14 protein-coding genes are annotated in these 19,354 nt (G+C 49.6%); 4 read left to right on the forward strand and 10 right to left on the reverse strand.

Features of this window, described 5'->3' with window-relative positions; all coding sequences use genetic code 11:
- Window positions 1-16 precede the first annotated feature (16 nt).
- Both ACFQRK_RS22380 and ACFQRK_RS22385 read right to left on the reverse strand, forming a co-directional pair.
- Entirely contained in the window at window positions 17-1,342 is a 1,326-nt protein-coding gene (locus ACFQRK_RS22380) for an IPT/TIG domain-containing protein (RefSeq protein ID WP_379010505.1), read from the reverse strand.
- Between the two features lie 432 nt (window positions 1,343-1,774).
- Window positions 1,775-3,352, reverse strand: a complete 1,578-nt coding sequence (locus tag ACFQRK_RS22385; RefSeq protein ID WP_379010506.1) for an FAD-dependent oxidoreductase — start codon at window positions 3,350-3,352, stop codon at window positions 1,775-1,777.
- A gap of 161 nt (window positions 3,353-3,513) precedes the next feature.
- On the opposite strand from ACFQRK_RS22385, the gene ACFQRK_RS22390 reads away from it, so the two are divergent.
- Window positions 3,514-4,275: a DeoR/GlpR family DNA-binding transcription regulator gene (locus ACFQRK_RS22390; RefSeq protein WP_379010507.1), complete on the forward strand. Its 762-nt coding sequence runs from the start codon at window positions 3,514-3,516 to the stop codon at window positions 4,273-4,275.
- Here ACFQRK_RS22390 and ACFQRK_RS22395 read toward each other — a convergent pair.
- From ACFQRK_RS22395 to ACFQRK_RS22420, 6 genes are all read right to left on the reverse strand, one after another.
- The gene (locus ACFQRK_RS22395) at window positions 4,262-5,281 is read right to left on the reverse strand and encodes a hypothetical protein (protein WP_379010509.1); all 1,020 of its coding nucleotides are present in this window, start codon (window positions 5,279-5,281) and stop codon (window positions 4,262-4,264) included. The genes ACFQRK_RS22390 and ACFQRK_RS22395 overlap by 14 nt on opposite strands.
- A 5-nt stretch (window positions 5,282-5,286) precedes the next feature.
- Window positions 5,287-6,993, reverse strand: a complete 1,707-nt coding sequence (locus ACFQRK_RS22400; protein ID WP_379010511.1) for an ArnT family glycosyltransferase — start codon at window positions 6,991-6,993, stop codon at window positions 5,287-5,289.
- 18 nt (window positions 6,994-7,011) lie between these two features.
- The gene (locus ACFQRK_RS22405; RefSeq protein WP_379010512.1) at window positions 7,012-7,407 is read right to left on the reverse strand and encodes a GtrA family protein; all 396 of its coding nucleotides are present in this window, start codon (window positions 7,405-7,407) and stop codon (window positions 7,012-7,014) included.
- Window positions 7,408-7,578: 171 nt separating this feature from the next.
- Complete coding sequence (odhB, locus tag ACFQRK_RS22410) at window positions 7,579-8,844, reverse strand: 2-oxoglutarate dehydrogenase complex dihydrolipoyllysine-residue succinyltransferase (protein ID WP_379010514.1); 1,266 nt, start codon at window positions 8,842-8,844, stop codon at window positions 7,579-7,581.
- A gap of 24 nt (window positions 8,845-8,868) precedes the next feature.
- Entirely contained in the window at window positions 8,869-11,670 is a 2,802-nt protein-coding gene (locus tag ACFQRK_RS22415) for a 2-oxoglutarate dehydrogenase E1 component (protein WP_379010515.1), read from the reverse strand.
- An 89-nt stretch (window positions 11,671-11,759) separates the two neighbouring features.
- Complete coding sequence (locus tag ACFQRK_RS22420; RefSeq protein ID WP_379010516.1) at window positions 11,760-13,007, reverse strand: DASH family cryptochrome; 1,248 nt, start codon at window positions 13,005-13,007, stop codon at window positions 11,760-11,762.
- A gap of 335 nt (window positions 13,008-13,342) precedes the next feature.
- Here ACFQRK_RS22420 and ACFQRK_RS22425 point away from each other — a divergent pair, with 335 nt between their 5' ends.
- Together ACFQRK_RS22425 and ACFQRK_RS22430 are read left to right on the forward strand one after the other, a co-directional pair.
- Window positions 13,343-14,128 (forward strand): hypothetical protein, encoded by a 786-nt coding sequence (locus tag ACFQRK_RS22425; RefSeq protein ID WP_379010517.1) that lies wholly within the window; start codon window positions 13,343-13,345, stop codon window positions 14,126-14,128.
- Between the two features lie 12 nt (window positions 14,129-14,140).
- Window positions 14,141-15,076 carry a TIGR01777 family oxidoreductase gene (locus tag ACFQRK_RS22430; RefSeq protein ID WP_379010519.1) on the forward strand — a complete coding sequence of 312 codons (936 nt, stop codon included), beginning with the start codon at window positions 14,141-14,143 and terminating at the stop codon, window positions 15,074-15,076.
- Here the strand turns inward: ACFQRK_RS22430 and ACFQRK_RS22435 are convergent.
- On the reverse strand, window positions 15,060-15,704 hold the full coding sequence (locus ACFQRK_RS22435) for a hypothetical protein (RefSeq protein WP_379010521.1): 645 nt from the start codon (window positions 15,702-15,704) through the stop codon (window positions 15,060-15,062). The two genes, ACFQRK_RS22430 and ACFQRK_RS22435, sit on opposite strands and share 17 nt — an antisense overlap.
- Before the next feature lie 94 nt (window positions 15,705-15,798).
- On the opposite strand from ACFQRK_RS22435, the gene ACFQRK_RS22440 reads away from it, so the two are divergent.
- Window positions 15,799-17,871, forward strand: coding sequence for a TonB-dependent receptor (locus ACFQRK_RS22440; protein WP_379010522.1), 2,073 nt, complete (start codon window positions 15,799-15,801; stop codon window positions 17,869-17,871).
- A gap of 79 nt (window positions 17,872-17,950) precedes the next feature.
- On the opposite strand, the gene ACFQRK_RS22445 is transcribed toward ACFQRK_RS22440, so the two are convergent.
- Window positions 17,951-19,300 carry an OmpA family protein gene (locus tag ACFQRK_RS22445; protein WP_379010524.1) on the reverse strand — a complete coding sequence of 450 codons (1,350 nt, stop codon included), beginning with the start codon at window positions 19,298-19,300 and terminating at the stop codon, window positions 17,951-17,953.
- Window positions 19,301-19,354: the final 54 nt, after the last annotated feature.

The following is a 19,354-nucleotide window of genomic DNA, read 5'->3' on the forward strand; positions in this document are numbered from 1 at the left end:
TGGTTAAGTGGTTTGATTATTCGATTACTAATTTGCGGATACGGGCATTACCCCAATCGGCGATGTAAATATCTCCTTGTTCATTGACAGCCACCCCCCAAGGACTGTTGAATAGGGATTCGACCGGCCCCCCGTCCCGGTAACCGGAAACACCCGGTTGCCCGGCTACCGTAGTGACGACGCCATCGGCAGATAGCATGCGGATACAATGATTACCATAGTCCGCAATGAACATGTTTCCGTCGTTGTCAAACTTGATATCTTTCGGTAAATTGAATATGGCTTCTTCAACCGGACCGTCACGGAAGCCGCTACCACCCGGCGCATTGATTCGTTTGAATCCGCCAGTTCCGTTCGGGTCACGAAGATCCAATACCATAATTCCCTGCCGGAATTCTACCGGGGTGGCATTGGAATGGAGGGTCATGTAGAGCTCCCAGGGCTTTGCCGGATTAATCGCCTGTCCGTATTGCGATCCGTACGGCCCTTGATGTACAATAGTTGCTTCATACGTTTCGGGGTGTATTTTGGCAACCTTGCCGTCACGGAACCGGGTATAGAGATACCCATCATACGGACAGAAAGTGACAAAATTATTATACCGGTCGGCCCATACGATGGAATTATATTCTGCTTCGGAGAATAACGCATTACGCTGACGGGGGTTCCAAGCCTCCCTTGGATCGAAGGAGAAAAATACTTCGGGAACGGATTCATGAGCAACGGTTACCACGCCCGTTGTACGGTCGACAGTTATGCCGTTGGAATACGGGTTGGGACTGGATGCGATTTGGTATAGAGCAGTCACTATATTTTGCTGCTCATTGATCCGTGCCACCCCGAATGAGCCACCATCCCGCCAGGACATAAACAAATTGCCCTCCGCATCCAGTTCAAGATACTTGCCGTATACCTGAGCCGTGGTGAGCGTTCCTTCCTCAAAGGCTGTTTGTCCATTCCCCGTGACGGTGGTTACCTGCGCCTGGGCGTTGTAGGTGAACGTATCTTCGTAAGTGGCAGATTGATCTCCGATTACGACCTTAATTACCGGATTGTCGCCGGGGAGGCGCGGTACGATGGCATAAATCCGGTTTCCGCTGGAGGAAACGACGGCTGCCGGGGTGTTGTTGAAATATACTTCAATTTTACTGGCGTCGGTGCCGAAATTGTCGCCATCCAATAAGACTTTGTCTTTTGCTCCTCCCTCATGTGGCGAGAAGGAGCTCAGTGTGATGGGTTCATTTGGGTTGTGTACTTTACGTTGAGCTTGCTCTTCGTTTTTGCAGGCAAACAAAAGAGACAACACACATAACATACACATAAGTGAAGGGTAGTGTTTCATGGCATAATTATTAGTTAAATTTCCAAAAGGCCTTAAGGCCGCAAGATTGAGAATCTATTGTTTGGTTTCTGTTAATAGCAGGTTACAATAACATGAAGCTTTTTTGTGTGGCTAAAAATACTGCTCAATCGAGCTGTATCCGAAATAAATCGAAGCATTGTGCGTACACCGTAGATTGCGGCGTTTACTGCGAAAATTGCGTTTCTTTCATAATTAACAAATGTTTAATGTAAATCAATTGGTTAGTTCGCATGAAAACCTGTTCGTTTTCCTCCCATGTTTCCATTACGTAAGCAAAAGTAATGAAATAAAAAAAAAACAAACAAAAGTAAAAGAAAATTAATGAAATTTTATTTATCGTTATTTTAGTTGAATTCGAATCGAAAGGGTGGTAAGCGCAATAAAATAAGAAGTGATATTGCGAAGATGCGGTTATTTTTTTAGTTGATAGGCCAGTGCGGTCTCGCGGAACTGAGTCAGCTGCGACGCAATCCAATCTCCGTCATTGCCCAGTTCCCCAGCCATTACTTCTGCAACTTTCGGTGCCATTTCAATGGCAGCTGTCACATCAAGGAATAGGATTCTCAATCGGCGGGCCAGTACATCTTCAACCGTACGCGCCATTTCGTGCCGGGTCGCCCAAATCACCTCTGCGACGAGGTGTTCAAAGTTTGAGTGGAGTTTTTCCTGCCAAGCCGGGTTTGTACGTGCCAGCTGCTGGATTTTTGGTGCATCGCTGCCATAAACCTCCCAGTGGCCGCTGGGCTGCTCATGGGTATGTCCATGGATTTTGAGAGAGGCCGTCTGGCAGGGTATGGGCTGAATCCCGCCAATTTCAAGTGCTTTGTTAACCGTATCCTCGGCCATTTTACGGTAGGTGGTCCATTTTCCGCCAGTGATGGTAATCAAGCCTGACGAACTGACGATCAGTTTATGGCTTCTTGATATTTCTTTGGTAGCGCCGCTTTCATTGGCCGGAGCCGCGAGCGGCCGAAGTCCGGCAAAAACACTTAATACGTCCTCTTTTTTGGGTGCTTTGGTGAGGTAGTTTGCTGCCGTTTCTAAAATAAAGTCAATTTCCTTGTCTGTAGGTTTGGGTTCAAGTGCATGATGGTCCACCGGTATGTCGGTGGTGCCAATAACCAGGTGGTTGTGCCAGGGTACACCGAAAAGTACACGCCCATCGCTGGTCTTTGGTATCATTAACGCTTCATTTCCTCCTATGAACGAGCGATCGATGACAATATGGGTGCCTTGGCTGGGTTTGACGATCGGTTTGTGGTTGCCGGTATCCATCGCCAAAATGTCGTCGACAAAGACGCCGGTCGCATTGACGACCATTTTGGCCTTCAGTTCATGGCTTGTACCGGTTTCCGCATCTATAAAACGGATACCGTTTATGCGCCCGTTCTCCGATTTCAATAAATTGGTAACGCGGCAGTAGTTGATGACTGCGGCGCCGAAAGCGGCAGCCGTCTGCGCCAGGTTTATGGCTAATCGGGAATCGTCAAATTGCCCGTCAAAATAGCGTACACCGCCTTTTAGTCGGTCCGGTTTCAGCAAAGGAAAGTTTTTTCGGACTTCCTCTTTTGATACGAAGGTTGAATTGCCGATACGCCGACTGCCGGCTAACCAATCGTATAGCTTAAGGCCAATTAGGTATTTCCATTTACTGAAAACGGAATAACAGGGGATCACAAAAGGTTGAGAATGGGCTAAATGTGGGGCGTTGGCAAATAAGATGCCGCGTTCCCGCAAGGCTTCGTGGACCAGTTTAACATCGCCCATGGCTAGGTAACGAACCCCGCCGTGGACCAGTTTCGTGCTGCGACTTGATGTGCCCTTCGCGAAATCATGCTGTTCTAACAAGATCGTTTTAAGCCCTCTTGCGGCACCATCGACAGCAATTCCTAATCCGGTAGCCCCGCCACCAATGATGGCTAAGTCATACTGTGGATTGCTGGAAACCTGTTTCAAGAATGAAATTCGATGGAATTGTTGGGGCTGCATAAAGCGTGTCTCTTATGACTGATTAATCGAAGCTTGTATTGTAATGCAAAAGTAAATGAAATTAAACATAATAAAAAGAAAATATCAAAAACTATTATTCGGCTGTACGCGGATTAAAATTTTCCAAAAATGACTACTTTCGCTTAATAAATATAAAAGCTATGAATAGCGTGGAACGCCACCAAGCCATACTGGATCAATTGAAAGAGAATGGATCTGTCAATGTACTGGAACTTTGCAAGCAGCTGAAAGTCTCGTCGGTTACCGTGAGAAAGGATTTAAAGTTATTGGAAGACCGGCAGCTGTTGTTTCGGACGCATGGGGGAGCGACGCTGATCAATCCCTATACCATCGATCGGACGGTCTTCGAAAAGGAGAAAATACAGACCTCGGAGAAAACTGCCATCGCCAAGGAAGCCGCATCGATGATTACAGCCAATGATTCCATCATTATTGCTTCAGGTACAACCGTTCAGGCGATGGCCCGCGAAATTCAACCCGTGGGTAATTTAACCGTGGTCACGTCGGCATTGAACGTGGCGGTTCAGCTGATCAAGCATCCGGATGTGGAAATTCTGCAACTGGGAGGAATTCTGCGTAAAAGTTCCACATCGGTAGCCGGACTGTATGCCGAGCAGATATTAGGCGATTTCTTTTGCAGTAAGCTTTTCCTGGGGGTAGACGGCATTGATTTGGAATTCGGGTTGACCACCACCAACGCACAAGAAGCACATCTGAACCGCAAAATGATGGAGGTTTCGCAAAAGGTGATCGTTCTGGCGGATTCCACAAAATTTGGCAGGCGGGGATTCGGCCGTATATGTGGAATCGATGAGGTGGATTACATCATTACCGATAGCGGCGTGTCTCCCCATACGGTAACCGCGTTGGAAAAACTGGGGGTGAAGGTCACCGTCGTTTAGTATAGATCCGCCCGAGGTTATACTGTAACGTAAACTGTTGCTGATTGTCCAAGGCTCCAGGCGTGAAATGGAAGCTCAGCGTAAACTTACCTTCCAGTCCTTTGTATTGCAGCGGTTTCCATCCGAGTTCCAGCCGATTATAAAAATTGGCGGTATAAAAGCGGTCTCCATAACCCACATCCAACCCTTCACCGGCATATAGGGTGTTTGCGATAAATATTTTGCGGTATTCGGCGTAAAGATCTCCTAGGAATCCCTTGGGGAACCGCCAGTCGTAAATGCTTCGCAACCGGTCGTAGCCAATGATCCCGCCTGCACTGATGTCCAGTGAATCAAGGAAGACGAAAGGGGATAAGTCCAAGCCAAGCTTCAGTGCCGTGGCGCCATTGTCGCGTACCGGCATCTCATTGACATCCGTATTGTTTTTCCGGCCTGCATCGTGCCATAACGTAATATGGTGTGCAAGATAGAGGGCGTTCAGGTTCACACGGCCCGAAATGCCTACCATGAACTGCTCTCGTTCCGTTTCGGTCTGTCGGCTTGTCCAATCGATCCATATCTGTTGATGAAAATGCCTGCCGCCATACCGCCATAGCATCCCTTCGATGTTCGGCCGGTAATAACTTAAGGTGTCATTCAGCAATGCCCGCGGGTATTCGTTAAGTAGATCCTTACGGGGAAACATCCCGATATAGAAATCGTGCCCGTCGTGTTTGTAATTATAATAGATCGTCGGGATAACCTGTTCCGCGGCGGTTCCCTTCGAGCCAAACTCGTGCAGGAAGTTCGCGCCGGCATGTAGGAAATGCATGCTGTCCAGCGAAAGGTTGATTTCCGGCGCGATGCGAACTCCCAGAATGGATTGTGAATACCGGCCCGATTTGGCGTATTCGCGGTTGTCTGCAAACCCATGAAAATTGACATTCCAGCCGAAATCCTGTGCATACGAGTGCGCACAGGTCAATAGCGTGAAGAAGGTGAGCGAAAGGCGTTTGAGGGTACGCATAGCGGTTAGTTATTTACAATGGTTATGGGTATTTTCTTACTGTTTCTCGATCCGGCAAAGGGTGTCGTCCGGATGGAAAAAATCAGCCGGTAGTCATCCGGGACCTCCGGCATACGAAGCGTGGTTGAAAGGGTTGCCGTTTCACCCGGGGGGATGCGGACATGGCGGTAGTCACCGGGAATTTCCGTGAAGTTCCCCTGGTCGTAAATCTGCTGCGTAAAGCCGTATTCGATGAAACACTTCCACTTTCCTGCATTCGAGAACGAGATCGTATCGGCATAGGGATTGTAAACCTCCAGGTCTACCCGCTGCAGGGTTCCGGCGCCGACCCGTTTTTCCATGTTCTTTACGGATATAGCGACCTTTTGATACGTCCGCACCGAATCGATGTAGGTGAGGTACAACCGTCCACGGTTCGTCTCAATCGAGTCCTGCTGGCTTGTTTCGTTATGGCGTTTGAACGAAGCAAAATACGCTTGCTGATTACGCAGGCTATCCTCAATGGGCCAATAATCGTACTGGGTTTTCCGGTAATAACGCGTGTTATAAGCAAATCCTTTTACCGTCTGATTAACGAAATTATAGTTCGAGATTTCTTGAAATCCGTTGTCCATGATAAGTCGTTCATCGCCGATCACGTCGTGGAGTTGCTTCGCAAAAGTTTCTTTGCCCCAAAACTGCTTCAGCCCCTTAATACGGGATAGGCCAGGCACCGGAAAAATCAGGATGATCCGGATTAGTACAATCAGTCCGATGTTGGCATAAAGTAGTCGCTTGAACCACACCGGAATCTGTGGTAGCCGGGCAAGGTATAGATACGCCAATATGAAAAACGGAATAAAGGCGAGCAATGTCCAATGAGCCTCGATACGGCTTTTGAACGAACTCAGGAAGAAAAACAGCAGGAACCCGAAGCAGTTGACTTTCAGTATGCGTAGGAAAACATCCGGCGTTTTTTGGCGGTATACGTAATAATATAAAAAAATGCCGGTCAGTGGCCCGACAATCAGCAACTGGCTGAGCAGGAAATCCGTAGTAAATGAAAATCGGTATTCCCTTGCCGTACGGTCAAACAAGTGGTATTCGATCGATGGGTAGCCGTTGCTGACCTGCCAAAGAATATGCGGTAAGAAAAGGACCGTCGCCAAGCCCGCTATAAGCCAGAAGCTCGGTCGCTTAAGCAATTTCCAATGAGCCACAATGGTAAACGCGAATACAAGGATCGCGTGGTATTTGCTGTAGAGCATACTCGCCGCGATCAAACCTAGAATCAAGGCATAATCGAGCCGATCGGCATCGAGATACTTGCGCAACACAAAGAAAAAAAGTACGGTAAAGAAAAAAAGCGGTGTATCCGGGGTCGTGATAAAGCTATATACATGCAAGATCAGCATACTACTGTATAGCAGGATAAATAGGGGAAGATTGTTGACGTAGGTTTTCGCTATCTTCCATAGAATATAAATGGCAGCAATATTAGACACCACGCTGAAAAACCGAACGCCAAGAGCACCGGGCATTAAGAAAGATCCCATTTTAATAAATAGCGCAACCATTGGGGGATGGTCATAATATCCCCAATCCAAAAACTGACTGAATACCCAATAATAGGTTTCATCATAATGCAGCTCGGAGAAAATAGACTGGATGAGGTTTACGGCTAACCAAATCAACAGGAAGTAAAAAAGCGTGCGTGTGGATCTATCTGACATAAAAGCGCGTAGGCTACATTAAGCTGAAAAGGTATATAAATAGTTTCCCAAAAAGTTCCAAATCGAGACAATGGCAATCGCAATAAGCTTCGATAGGTAGAAATTGAGCTTCATTTTGCCGTGCAGAAAAAACAGGACCAGGTTATTGATAAGCAGCCCTACCAGTGCGAATCCAAGAAATTTCGAAAATTCAAAAAGCATGCCCTGCTGCCCGGTGGTGTGGAATGTCCAATACTTATTCAACAGGTAGTTGCTTATGGTCGCCGTACAAAACCCCAGGGAATTGGCTACATACTTATGAAAACGGAATTTTTCCTTGCATAACCAGGTGATCCCGAAGTCTACCACGACACCCGATAGGCCAACGAGGCCAAATCGCAGAAATTTGGTGAGAAATTCAGAATCAATTACCATAGGGGCCAACTTTAGTTGGGCCAAACTTAGATAAACTTGTATATAAAAGCAAGTTTATCGCCTTTTCCCGGTATTTAAGGAAAAACAGGGAAATAACGCGATGGAGCAAAAAAAAGATGCCGAAGCAAACGCTTCGGCATCTTTTATCGCCTATCCCTAATATAGGACAGCTTAAACTTCCAGCAGCAACCGTGCAGGATCTTCCAGCAGTTGCTTCACCCGGACCAAAAAGCTCACCGATTCACGTCCGTCAATGATGCGATGGTCATAGGACAGGGCAATGTACATCATTGGCCGGATGACCACCTGTCCGTTTTCAGCAACAGGCCGCTCAATGATGTTGTGCATACCAAGGATGGCCGACTGGGGAGCATTGATGATCGGTGTAGACATCATCGAACCAAAAACCCCGCCATTCGTGATGGTAAATGTCCCACCGGTCATTTCCTCGATGGTCAATTTGTTGTCCCGGGCCTTCGTAGCCAATTCGACAACCGCTTTTTCAATCTCGTGAAGCGACAGGGAGTCGGTATTCCGGATGACCGGTACCACCAATCCTTTGGGCGCCGATACGGCGATTGAAATGTCTACGAAATCGCTGTAAACAATTTCCTCACCGTCGATGCGCGCATTGACGGCCGGCCATTCTTTCAGGGCCGTGCATACCGCTTTGGTGAAAAAGGACATAAAGCCCAGTCCCACACCGTGTTTTTCTTTGAATATTTCCTTGTACTTGGCACGTAAATCCATGATGGGCTTCATGTTCACCTCGTTAAACGTGGTAAGCATGGCCGTTTCATTCTTTACGGCGACCAAACGCTTAGCGATGGTTTTCCGCAGTGCCGAAAGTTTTTGCCTGCGTTCGTTGCGTGTGCCACCCGACGCCTCGGAAACGCTCGCAGCGGACTTAGCGGTTTCGGCAGGCTTCGCAGTTTCGGCAGGCTTTGCGTTGGATGCTTGGGCCTCAGCCTTTTCGGCGTCCTCCTTGGTGATGCGCCCGTCTTTGCCCGTGCCTTTTATACCGGCGGGGTCAATATCTTTTTCCCGGAGGATTTTAGCGGCGGCTGGAGAGGCCGTTCCTGCCGCATAGGTTTCACCTTTATCGGCTGCTTCCGTTACTTCCGGTTTGGCTTCCGGTTTCGGAGTCTCCGAAGCTTTTTCCGGCGCTGTTTTCGCGCTGTCTCCGCTTCCCGCCGGGGCATTGCCCTCCTCGATGGTGGCCACCAACGCGCCGATCTCGAGGGTGTCGCCTTCTTGGGCAACTATCCGCAGGATGCCAGCTTTTTCCGCGGGTAGTTCGAATGTGGCTTTATCCGATTCGAGCTCGGCAATGTTTTCGTCCATTTCCACATAGTCACCATCCTGTTTCAGCCACTGGGATAATGTTACTTCTGTGATAGACTCGCCTACGGTCGGTACTTTTATTTCTACGCTCATATAAGACTGTATTTAGCTATGCTGTCAATCCGCTTTAGCGGCAAGTTTTACATTGGATTTTACATTCTCCTTGACCTCAGGGCCGGCTTTATCTTCGAAAGCCCTGCCCACTACCGCAAGCTGCTGTGAAATGTGTTGCTTTGCGTATCCGGTAGCTGTACTGCTGCTTTCTTTCCGGGATATTACGTCGAGCACAATGTTTCGGTTTCTGAATTTCCGGCAGATATACGGCCAGGCGCCCATGTTTTCCGGTTCTTCCTGCACCCAGAGGAACTCCTTCGCATTTTTGTATTTGTTACGTATGGCGCGGAGACGATCCATAGGGGTGGGGTACAGTTGCTCAACCCGCACGATGGCCACGTCCTTGCGTTCATCGGCTTGCTGTTTTTCGAGCAGGTCGTAGTAAATCTTACCGGAGCAGAACAGCACCCGCTTCACGTCGGCCGACTTTACATAGCTGTCGTCTATCACTTCCTGGAACTGCGACCGGGTAGAGAATTCCGACAACGAACTGACAACTTTCGGATGCCGCAGCAGACTTTTCGGCGTAAAGACGATCAACGGCTTACGGAAATCCCGCTTGAGCTGGCGTCGCAATACGTGAAAGAAGTTTGCCGGGGTGGTGCAGTTGACAATCTGCATATTGTTTTCAGCGCATAATTCCAAAAAGCGCTCAATGCGCGCCGAGGAATGCTCAGGACCCTGACCTTCCAGTCCATGCGGCAACAACATAACCAAGGCGTTTGAGCGCCGCCATTTGGTTTCCGCACTGGAGATGTATTGGTCTACAATGATCTGCGCGCCGTTGTAAAAGTCGCCGAATTGTGCCTCCCATATCGTCAGCGACTGCGGATTTGCCAGCGCATAGCCGTATTCAAATCCCAGCACGCCATATTCGGAAAGGTGGGAATTGTAAATGTTGAATCGTTCGCCGCCGTTGATTTGCTGAAGGGGAATGTATTCCTCTTCGGAATCTTCCAGCGTAAGTACCGCATGGCGATGGGAGAACGTACCGCGTTCCACGTCCTGTCCGCTGATCCGGACCCTTGCGCCTTCATTCAAAAGGGTGGCATACGCCATGAGCTCGCCCATGGCCCAATCGAACGTTTTGGACTCCACCATTTTAGCGCGTTCGTCAAACAGGCGGGAAATTTTTCGGAAGAATTTCTTGTCGTTTGGTAACGTAGTGATTTCCTGGGCAAGCGCCAAAAACGTTTTTTCGGAAACTCCCGTTTTTGCAGGCACAAAAATGTCTTCGTACTTTGCTTTACGCAAGCCTTTCCAGGCCCCCGAATACATCGGATTGTCCTGAGTGAGGTTTTCATCTTCTTTGGACTCATCAAGCCGCTCCTGCAGGAGCTTGCGGAAGTCCTTTTCCATTTCCTTCGCCAGGTTGGCGTCTACACTGCCTTGATCAAGGAGTTTCTGGTTGTAGATTTCACGAGGATTGGGGTGTTTTTCGATGGCCTTATACAACAACGGCTGCGTGAATTTCGGTTCATCGGCTTCATTGTGCCCGTACCTCCGGTAACACAACAAGTCGATGAACACATCGGTATGGTATTTTTGACGGTATTCAACCGCTAAGTTAATCGCATACACCAACGCTTCGACGTCATCGCCGTTCACGTGAAATACAGGCGATAAGGTGACTTTCGCAATATCTGTACAGTAAGTAGACGACCGTCCGTCCTTGAAGTTGGTGGTAAATCCGACCTGGTTGTTTACAACGATGTGGATGGTACCCCCGGTACGGAAACCTTCCAGCTTGGACATCTGGATAACCTCGTACACGATGCCTTGCCCGGCTACGGCTGCATCGCCGTGAATCAATATCGGAGCGATTTTCGTTGCATCGCCGTCGTACTTCATGTCGATCTTCGAGCGGACGATCCCTTCCACGACGGGGTCAACCGTTTCCAGGTGAGAAGGGTTGGGTACCAGGCTCAGATGTACGCTGGCACCATTGTTGGCGGTGATGTCGGTTGAATAGCCCAAGTGGTATTTGACGTCTCCACCGAAATCCTGCTCGGCTTCTTCTGCATAGGTTTTTCCTTCAAATTCCGAAAAGACGCTTTCGTAGGATTTTCCCAGAATATTGGTCAGCACATTCAGGCGGCCCCGGTGGGCCATGCCGATCACAAACTCCTGGATGCCCAATTCGGTACCCTTTTCGATGACCGAATCCAACGCGGGGATCAGGCTCTCTGCGCCTTCCAGCGAAAAACGCTTCTGACCCAGGAACTTGGTTCCCAGAAAGTTTTCAAACACCACGGCTTCGTTCAACTTCCTGAGTATCCGCTTTTTCGTATCCAACGGAAAATTCGGCGTGTTGCGCTCGCCTTCCATGCGATCCTGCAACCACTTGATTTTTTCGGGACTACGGATGTATTTAAACTCCGCACCGATGGAGCGGCAGTAGGTGTCTTCAATGAGTTGGCGGATATCGCGCAATTTGGCGGGGCCCAATCCCACTTCAACGCCGGCATTGAATACGGTATCCATATCGGCCTCGCTGAGGCCGAATGTTTCCAATTCTTTGCCCGGATAGTACTTCCGGCGCTGGCGTACGGGATTGGTCTCGGTGAACAGGTGCCCGCGATCGCGGTATCCATTGATCATATTCAAGACATTGATTTCCTTCAGTACATGGTCGGGAGTGGCCTGCGCACCCGACGCTGCTGCGGTACCGTTCTGGCCGAAATCAAAACCCTCGAAGAATTTTTGCCAGCCGAAATCAATTGAATTGGGGTCTTCTTTATATGCTTCGTATAACGAGTCGATATAGGCCGAATCTGCGTTACTCAGATAAGAAAGCTTGTCCATTTAGTTGTTTATGCAATAATGCGCCAAAGTTATAATTATTAAATCGTTTACCATAGCAATATCCCACAATTTTGCAGCCAAACTTCGCACTATCCGAATTCGAGCGCTTCCTTCGGGTAGAATTGTGCAGTCAGCTTTTTGATATCCACGGGCTTATTGTCTTTGAGGCTACTGCCTACACCGGCCAAATGCGCCCAGCTGCCATAATTATTGGCCGGGCCATAGTCAATCAGCTTTTCTTCAAACCACGCCGCACCTTTCAGCCAGTTGACCTTCAATTCGTGGATCAGGTACGAAGCAACGATGACACGTTGGTAATAGGGGATGTAGCCGGTATCGTTGAGCTGGTGGATACTCCGGTCTACTATCGGGTTCCCCGTGTTTGCAGATTTCCATAGGTTAAAGCGTTTTTCATCATCTGCAGCAATCTCCGGTGGGGTATCCGTTAAACCCCGTAATCCGAAAAATCGGTTACCGTGTTTTTTGAACATGAATCGATAGTAATCCCGCCACAACAATTTCAATATGATCTGTTCCGCACGTTTTCTATCCAATGTGGTATTTTCCGCTTCCTTGGTGGCGTGGTACAGGGTGTTGGGAGATAATGCACCCACCGCGATATAGGGCGAAAGTTGGGTGTAGTCTCCGGTCGACTGGCCATACAAAAATGCGTGCATCTGCTTTAATGCCACCGCTTCCCCGCCGCGGAATGCTAAGTTCGAAACCTGGGCGATTTCCTCCTCGGTAAAGCCTAACTCCGCTAATTCCGGACTCCTTCCAGGAGCCATGCCGTCCGGAACCCGAATTGCTTCCGGCGTTCCCAACTGCGGGCGTATGGAGCTTTCCCGCTCCGTTTTTTTCTTGAAAACCGCGAACGCATCCGGAATGTCCCGGATGGGGAACGGAAGATCTTCTTTGTGGTATAATGTATGGCCGATGAAATGCCTCAGGTTGATCTGCATCTTCCATAACGCCTCTTCGACGAATCCGGAAACACGGGTTTCCTCATAGGCCACTTCCCTGTGATGATAAACCTCATCCACCTGGTACATTTCCGCGATCTGCGGGAGCACCTCTTCGGGATGGCCGTACTCAACAATCAGATCGCCGCCCAATTGCTGAAGACTTTGCCGTAGTGCCGCGACATTTTCCAATAAAAAGGCCGCGCGTAGTACGCCCGTCTTTTGAGTGCCGTACTTGGTGCGGATAAAGTGCCGGGGGTCAAAGCAGTATACAGGCACGATCCGTTGGCTGCGCTCAACGGCGCGAAGCAGAATTTCATTGTCATGAATGCGCAAATCGTTCCTGAACCAAACCAAGATCGTCCTCTCGTCCATACTTACTAAGGGATTAAATTCTACAAATATATACTTTATTTGTCGTATATAAGGACTGTTTGCCGCCAAATGGCACGATATTGACAATAAAACCACAAATAGGGGAATTTATTCGCGACCTATGTTTGGGAACTACTCATTTTTTATAAGTTTGCAAAAAAACATTCGCCGGAAACATTTTTGGTTTTCGATTGTATTAGGTATATTAATAACCAAGCCGCCCTCTTAAGTGGTATTATTTGCGTATGGAAGTCCTGATAACCGGCCTTAATAGTTATATAGCAAGAAACATAGCCGTATGTCTTGCCGAAGCGGATTATCAAATAACGTGTCTGTTGAGGAACCGTAATCTTTTTTACAAGCATGTGCCTAAAAAATATGGAATCAATATCATTGAGGGCGATTTGTACCGTGGGGCGTTGCCGCCCGGCCTGAGCAAAGAAACCCGCGCAGCTTTCTATTTCAATCAATCGCCCGTCGACGAAATTGACATCCGTCTGGAGATGGATCTCATTGCCCTGCAGAAATACGTCGGGGTATTGAAGTCAACGGCCTGTGAGCACCTGATTTACGTAACCAAATTGTCGGACGACAACGTAGACCGGGTTAAAGCGTTATTGAACCAAAGTGGGATGGCCTATACGATCATTCGGATCAGCAATATCGTGGGGAAAGGTTCGGCACTGATGAATATCTTTTCGAACCTGGCCCGGCAGCGGTGGATTATCCTACCGAAAGAATTTGTAACAAGCCGGTGCCAACCCATCCACCTATTGGATGTCTGTGCATATCTCAGTAAGATCATCCTGAATGCGGATACATACGGGAAGGTATTTGATGTGGGCGGACCGGAAGTGATGACCTATAAAGAAGCGTTCGAACGTTATCTGGACATCGCTAAATTAAGGAAAAATATTATGGCGCTTCCCGGCCTGGGCAAGCCGATTTCGGTTTTCATGGGGCGTTACGTCTATCGATTCGAGCAAGACGTAACGGCTGCGTTTATGGCCTATATGCGTAAAGATCTGGTGACCGTAAACGATGGGTTAGCTGCTTTTTATCCGTCGATAAAATTGGCACCCTTTCATGTGTCGCTGCGCTATGCGTTGGGTTTACCTTAAATCACCCGTCATATGGACAACACGGTACGAAAAGGGCGAATATTGGTAACCGGTGCGGCCGGCTTGGTGGGTAAGGCGCTGATCCCCGCGTTGGTTAGCAGAGGCTATGCCGTCAACGCCCTAAGCAGGAGCGAGCGGACCTCCGAATTGCCGCAGGTTCGATTCTTTCAATGGGATGTTGCTGAAAAGAAGGTGGATCAGTCCTGCCTGGACGGCGTCAATGCCATTATTCATTTGGCTGGCGAAAACATAGCGGCCCTTCCGTGGAGCAATCGGCGGAAACAGCTGCTACGCGACAGTCGCATCCAATCCATTTTATTGCTTTATAATCTGCTCCGCCAACATCAACGACATGAGGTCATGACGGTGGTTTCCGCTTCCGCTTCAGGATATTACGGCGATAGGGGCGACGAGTGGATGACGGAAGATAAGCCTGCGGCCACGGACTTCCTGGGGCAAACCTGCCGGGATTGGGAGCATACGGTGTCGAAAGGAAAAACACTGGGGTTGCGAGCGGTTTCGTTGAGGAGTGGGGTTATCCTGTCCACCCAGGGAGGCATTTTTCCCAGATTTGCCGGTCTGATTCGGAAGGGGGTGGGAACGGTCCCCGGTTCGGGCAGGCAATGGATGCCGTGGATACACCTATCCGATGCGGTCGCGATGTATATTTTTGCCTTGGAACACAACGGTATACACGGTGTTTACAACATGGCTGCGCCGGAACCGGTTACTTTTTCCGGATTCATCCGTACCCTTGCGGAGAAATTAAAGAAGCCCCTATGGCTGCCAAATATCCCACGATTCGTATTAAAAGCGGTGATGGGACAGATGAGTGAGATGCTGGTCTCCAGCACACGCATGTCGGCAGAAAAAATTCAAAATGCGGGCTTCCAATTCCGGTATCCCGAACTGAAGGCGGCCGTAGAATCGCTTACTCTGCGGCCTTGACCGTACGCTTTCCATCCCGACCGGGTGTTCCGGAATATACCTGGCCCTGCGAGAGGTTGCTCAGCGGTCTGCCGGGCGCCCCCATATTGATCAAACTGTAGATGTTGGAAAGCTCACTTTGTGGATTTACCCGGTATCCGCCGGCTCTCGTATCAATCTGCAGGTAGTGGTCTGATTTTTTATCCTCGCTTTGAGGCACAATGCCACTGGCGTCGTAGGTAAAATTTACGTCACCGCCGTCACCATTGGGAAAGGTACGCGAACCGTTATTGCGCGCATCCTGTCCGCCTGCGAGCACATACAACGCGCCCAGTTTTTCAAATCGCATGTGAATGTCGAAGTCGGTGCCGTTGTTTTTTCCATCCGTGCCGAACACATACGCCCGCTTGTCGATCTCTGCATGACCAACATCCAGTTTCACGTCTTTCTTCCCATAAAACACCAATTGGCTCCGGTCAGCCATGATCAACGTGTCGATACGTATGACCAACGATGAATCCCTGCCGCCGCTATAAACTTCCTTTTTCTTCTTGCCGATGGATAATTTTCCGATATGCAATGTATCGGTCTCTTGAGCAAATACGCCTACTGAGCATAGCGTTAAAATGAACACAATGAGATTTCTCATGAACGATGTCCTCCTTCATTTCTAAGACATTTTTCGGTCGGTAAAGTTTAATTCGTGCGACAATTATCACTAATTTCGTCCCAAGTTCTTATCCATGATACGTGTTATTCTTTTCTGTACATTACTTATCCCCGCATTGCCGTCGGTCGCTATAGCGCTCCAGGACACCACAACACATCTGGCGGAGGTGACGGTAAAGGCTTATTTTCGCGAGCAGCCGCTGCTGAGGCTCACGACTTCGGCAGGGGTAGTCGGCCAAACGGCCTTAGGGCATCAGAGCGGCACGACGTTATTACCGGCCATCAATACCGTCCCCGGTGTACGGATGGAAGAACGTTCTCCCGGTAGCTACCGGCTTTCTCTCCGGGGTAGCTTGCTGCGCTCGCCTTTCGGCGTCCGCAACGTCAAGGTATACCTGGATGAGATACCGCTTACCGATGCCGGTGGAAATACGTACATAAACTTGCTGGATGCGGGTAGCATTGCCGGCATTGAAGTGCTGAAGGGGCCGGATGGCAGCCTTTTCGGGGCAAACTCCGGCGGAGTGGTGCTGATTCGGCCGCAGGGCATGAACGATGGACAGGATCATCAAGCATCCTTGCGTATCAATGGAGGATCTTTTGGATTGTTCCATCAGCAGTTCGCTGCTGCACTGAATCCGTCGCCCGGTTATCGGTTTGGTGTCAGTCAGGCATACCAACGGGCAGATGGTTATCGACAGAATTCCGCGATGAAGCGGGCCGCCTTCCAGACGGTACAGCGATGGAACTACCGGCCGGAAAGTGAATTGCGCTTAATCGCCTTGTATTCAGATCTGCGTTATCTCACCCCCGGCGGGCTCACCGAGGCGCAGTACACCGAAGATCCGAAGCTTGCCCGGCCGGCCACGCCGGCCACACCGGGAGCGCTGGAACAACGGGCGGGCATCGTCAACAAGACGTTCATCGGCGGCTTGGTTCATGATACCCGGATCGGGCACCGGCTGAGGCATGTAGCTACGGTGTTTGGTTCACATACCGATTTCAGCAATCCCTTTATTACCAATTATGAAATCCGTAACGAAGCTAATGTAGGGTTCCGGACTTACCTGGATTATACGGGAGGGAGTTCCGGTGCATTTTCCTGGCATGCCAATGTAGGAATGGAATGGCAGTATGGAAAAAATGATTTTGCCAACTATGAAAACCACGGGGGCGTACGTGGAGAGGCTATGGCGATCGACGCCCTGCGGAGTAACCAGCACTTTTATTTTGCGCGCCTCAGCGCCGATGCATATCAGCGCCTATTGCTGGAAACCTCGTTAAGCCTCAATTACTACGGCTATCGGTTCAGGACCCTTTTTCCGGAACGTGAACCCCGGTATAGCCGACGGACATTCGATGGAGAATGGATGCCACGGGTCGCATTATCCTACCTGTTCGGCCCGCAGTGGGTAGGACGCGCATCGGTTTCACGAGGATATTCGCCACCTACCCTCGAGGAGGTCCGTGCGTCCGATCAGCTTATAAATACCGCGCTTAATGCCGAAACCGGATGGAATTACGAGACCGGCTTCCGGTGGCAGACCCTCAATCGCCGGGTAATTGTCGATGGTTCGGTATTTTACTATCGCATGCAAGATGCCATTATCCGGCAGATACTGGAAACAGACGCTGAATTTTTTGACAACGCGGGTGGAGTCACCCAGCGGGGAGCGGAACTATCGGCTTCGGCTTGGGTGGTCGCACCCGATAAGACGGGGTGGTTGCGCGGATTACAGCTGGGGTCCAACCTGACACTGAGCAAATTCCGTTTTGGTGACTACCGCATTGGAGACGATGATTTTACCGGTAACAAACTTACAGGCGTACCCGCAACCAACCTGGTCAGCAGTTTGCTGATGAGATTTCCCAAAGGGCTAGCCGCGTACGCGATGCACACGTATACCTCGGCGATTCCGTTGAACGATGCAAATACCGTATTCGCAGATGCGTACCACCTCTTGCAGGCGAAACTCACCTGGGATAAACCGCTGGGCAACCGAATGACTTTCCAGGTGTTTGCTGGTGGGGATAACCTGCTGAACCAACGTTACAGTCTGGGAAATGATATCAACGCCTTTGGTGGCCGGTTTTTCAACGCGGCCTCGCCAAGGAACTTTTATGGAGGCATTGCGGTTCGATATTAGCCGCGTTCCCTTATTGGTCAGCATAAAAAAAAGCTGCCTTAACCGAAGTTGAGGCAGCTTCCTGAACCGGATCGATCCGTTAATACAAGGTAAATTCTACCCGGCGGTTTTGCTGGCGGCCTTCCGCCGTATCGTTGTTTGCGATCGGCTGCGTTGGACCGTAACCCGTCGCTTCAATGCGCGAGGGATTGGCACCCTTGCTCACCAGATATGCTTTGACCGCTTCTGCACGCTCTTTCGATAAGCGCATGTTGGTCTGCATTGAGCCGGTGTTATCGGTGTGACCCGCTAACTTCAGACTGAAATTTTTCTCGATCAGCAACGCAGCGACCTTATTGAGGCTGGCATGCGACGTGGAGCGGATGGTAGCTTTGCCAAGGTCGAATTCAAGATTTTGAATCGCTTCATCCACAACTTTGCGGTCTTCTTCGGTCACGGTAATTTGTTGGATGACCGGTGCTTTCTGTTCCGGCAACGGGCAGCCTGCACCGTCTACCTTGGTGTTGGATGGGGTGCCCGGGCACTTGTCGTAGAGATTCGCTACGCCATCGTGATCCTCGTCGGCGAGATCTCCGTATAAACGTTCCATTTGTGAGCGGAGCTTTTCATTTTCTGCTTTCCGCGCTTCCAATTCGGCTTTTTGCGCCACCAATTCGTCGTATTGTTCGATATAAGCCTTTTTCAACGAAGCAACCGGATTGCTGTTTCCCAAATAGGGCTTAGATGGGCTACCCAAGGCAAATTCCACGCCGGCATGGGTATAGGAAAACAAATCGTTCTTGTATTGCCCACCCGGTTTGCCGTCGAAGTCTTGGTTTGCCCAATTCAGCTGATAACCCAGGTCAATATTGACGCCGTTGGCTACGGCAAATTTAAAACCGAAATCTGCCGGGATGTACAGCTTGGTTTGCTTTTCGGCAGTTGCCGCATTTCCCTCCGCATCGATCGTTGTGGTCTTGAAGTTGAGTGCACCGGCACCGATAGCGATATAGGGTTTGATGACACTGTTAGCAAATTGCCAGTTGATATTGGCCAGCGTAAACTCGGCCGACAAAGCGGCGGACCATGGGGTTTTCGTTTCAAATTCGCGGATGTTGCCGGGTGTGGCCGACACGGCCGACTCATCGATGCCGCCCACTTTGCCTCCCAGGTATTGGGCCTTTAATCCGAAGGACGGAGAAATTTGCCGCTTGATGTAAGCACTGTACCCGACGTTATGCCGGACTTTATCGAATCCATCACGGTTAAGTCCGACGATGTTCCACTGGTTTAATACGCCGCCATTGATGCCAATAGACCAAGTGCGGTAATTGGCGGGCGCCAAAAAGGGGGGCTCCTGAGCAGAATGTTCTTGCGCCCTGAGTTGCGGGACAGCCAGCATGCCGGCGATTGCCAGTACACCCGCGCCGCTTAGTTTAATTCTCGTCATACGTTTGATTTTGCGATAATTAATTTATTTTAACTTCGGGATATGCAAAAGACA

The organism is Parapedobacter sp. GCM10030251, assembly GCF_042666505.1.
Taxonomy (GTDB): Bacteria; Bacteroidota; Bacteroidia; order Sphingobacteriales; family Sphingobacteriaceae; genus Parapedobacter.

Bases quoted from the DNA above. Each gene is read 5' to 3' on its own strand.
- ACFQRK_RS22380 (WP_379010505.1), bottom strand. From the start codon at position 1,342: ATGAAACACTACCCTTCACTTATGTGTATGTTATGTGTGTTGTCTCTT.
- ACFQRK_RS22385 (WP_379010506.1), bottom strand. From the start codon at position 3,352: ATGCAGCCCCAACAATTCCATCGAATTTCATTCTTGAAACAGGTTTCC.
- ACFQRK_RS22390 (WP_379010507.1), top strand. From the start codon at position 3,514: ATGAATAGCGTGGAACGCCACCAAGCCATACTGGATCAATTGAAAGAG.
- ACFQRK_RS22395 (WP_379010509.1), bottom strand. From the start codon at position 5,281: ATGCGTACCCTCAAACGCCTTTCGCTCACCTTCTTCACGCTATTGACC.
- ACFQRK_RS22400 (WP_379010511.1), bottom strand. From the start codon at position 6,993: ATGTCAGATAGATCCACACGCACGCTTTTTTACTTCCTGTTGATTTGG.
- ACFQRK_RS22405 (WP_379010512.1), bottom strand. From the start codon at position 7,407: ATGGTAATTGATTCTGAATTTCTCACCAAATTTCTGCGATTTGGCCTC.
- odhB (WP_379010514.1), bottom strand. From the start codon at position 8,844: ATGAGCGTAGAAATAAAAGTACCGACCGTAGGCGAGTCTATCACAGAA.
- ACFQRK_RS22415 (WP_379010515.1), bottom strand. From the start codon at position 11,670: ATGGACAAGCTTTCTTATCTGAGTAACGCAGATTCGGCCTATATCGAC.
- ACFQRK_RS22420 (WP_379010516.1), bottom strand. From the start codon at position 13,007: ATGGACGAGAGGACGATCTTGGTTTGGTTCAGGAACGATTTGCGCATT.
- ACFQRK_RS22430 (WP_379010519.1), top strand. From the start codon at position 14,141: ATGGACAACACGGTACGAAAAGGGCGAATATTGGTAACCGGTGCGGCC.
- ACFQRK_RS22435 (WP_379010521.1), bottom strand. From the start codon at position 15,704: ATGAGAAATCTCATTGTGTTCATTTTAACGCTATGCTCAGTAGGCGTA.
- ACFQRK_RS22440 (WP_379010522.1), top strand. From the start codon at position 15,799: ATGATACGTGTTATTCTTTTCTGTACATTACTTATCCCCGCATTGCCG.
- ACFQRK_RS22445 (WP_379010524.1), bottom strand. From the start codon at position 19,300: ATGACGAGAATTAAACTAAGCGGCGCGGGTGTACTGGCAATCGCCGGC.